The 821-nt window shown below is 67.6% G+C and carries 1 protein-coding gene; it reads right to left on the bottom strand.

Annotated elements, in window-relative coordinates:
- Window positions 1–821 (bottom strand): helicase-related protein (locus B4F73_RS11500; RefSeq protein WP_290483309.1); only part of this gene is annotated, 821 nt, incomplete at both ends.

Below are 821 nucleotides of genomic sequence, written 5' to 3'. Positions count from 1 at the left end.
TCGAACACGCGGCCCCAGCCCTGTTTCGGCATGTCCTTGCCGATGCCATAGGTCGACTGGGTGGAGAGTTCCTCGTCGAAACTGTCCTTGGCCTGTCCGAGCAAATGATTGATCAGGCGGCCGCGCCCGATCTTCTGGCCGCAGCGCAGCACGGCGGAGACCGCCATCTGTGCCCAGCGGGTGGCATCATAGGGCTCGCCGGTCTCGCCCCGGCAGGTATCGCACGCGCCGCAGGCCTCGACCCCCTCTTCCCCGAAATAGCGGCGCACGGCAGCGCGGCGGCATTCATCGCCATCAAAGAAGGCAAACAGCTGGCGGGTCTTGGTGATCTGCACCCGCTTGACCGCTTCGGGCGCGTCCCCCTCATAGGTCCAGCTGAGCGAGCGGCGCATGTCGGCGGGGCCGTAGAGGGCGACACCCTCGGCGGGCTCTCCATCGCGGCCCGCACGGCCGACTTCCTGCCAGTAGGCTTCCATCGTCTTGGGCGGATCAGCATGGATGACAAAGCGCACATCCGGCTTGTCGACCCCCATGCCGAAGGCGACGGTGGCGCACATGACGAGGCCATCTTCCAGCAGGAAACGCCGCTGGCGCTCGGCCCGCACATCGGCATCGAGCCCAGCATGATAGGCGAGCGCCGTGATGCCCGCGCGCTCGATGGCCTCGGCGAGGTCTTCGGTGGCGTTGCGGGTGGCGGCATAGACGATGCCAGACAGGCCCGGACGCGCCTTGACGAGGGAGACGACCCGCTGGGCGCGGTTGCCTTCCTTGGGCTCTGCGGCGAGGGCGAGATTGGGCCGGTCGAAGCTCGCCACATGGAC

Origin of the sequence: Hyphomonas sp. UBA3601 (genome assembly GCF_002375605.1) — a bacterium.
In the GTDB taxonomy this organism is placed as follows: Bacteria; Pseudomonadota; Alphaproteobacteria; order Caulobacterales; family Hyphomonadaceae; genus Hyphomonas.
This window is presented reverse-complemented; position numbering and strand designations above follow the sequence as displayed.